This window comes from Arthrobacter sp. PsM3, from assembly GCF_030433895.1.
Classification (GTDB): Bacteria; Actinomycetota; Actinomycetes; order Actinomycetales; family Micrococcaceae; genus Arthrobacter.
Genome location: NZ_JARUXE010000146.1, coordinates 1 through 382, shown reverse-complemented (window position 1 = coordinate 382; position 382 = coordinate 1). Strand labels below are relative to the sequence as shown.

General features: G+C 59.9%; 2 pseudogenes. Both read right to left on the bottom strand.

Annotated elements, in window-relative coordinates:
- Nucleotides 1-127: pseudogene (locus tag QCD75_RS21985) on the bottom strand (creatininase); the annotation flags it as partial.
- A gap of 58 nt (nucleotides 128-185) precedes the next feature.
- Nucleotides 186-382: pseudogene (locus tag QCD75_RS21980) on the bottom strand (MFS transporter); the annotation flags it as partial.

The window sequence follows — 382 nt, the reverse complement described above, 5'->3', positions numbered from 1 at the left end:
GCCCGGTGAGCCGGCGCTCAAACTCGGCGTTGGAAAAGGTCAGCTTTTCCTTCTGCCCGTTGTGCAGGACTTTCAGCCGCTCCAGTTCGGAAATCGACGAGGCGTTGGCAGATGTTGTGCTGGTCATTATGGTGATGCCTTTCTTCGGTGCTGTTCTTTTCGTGAGGAAAGTTGAAGGTACTGATTTAGTCGTGGGTCAGTGGTTCCTTGCTGGTCTCACGGGAGAGTGCGACGGCGATCAGGGAAACGACCGCGGCGCCCACCAGGTACCAGGCCGGGGCCAGCTCATTGGCTGTCGCGGCGATCAGGAGGGTCGCCATGAAGGGTGCGGTGCCGCCGAAGAGCGCGTTGGAGAGGTTGAAGCTGACCGCGAAGCCGCTGT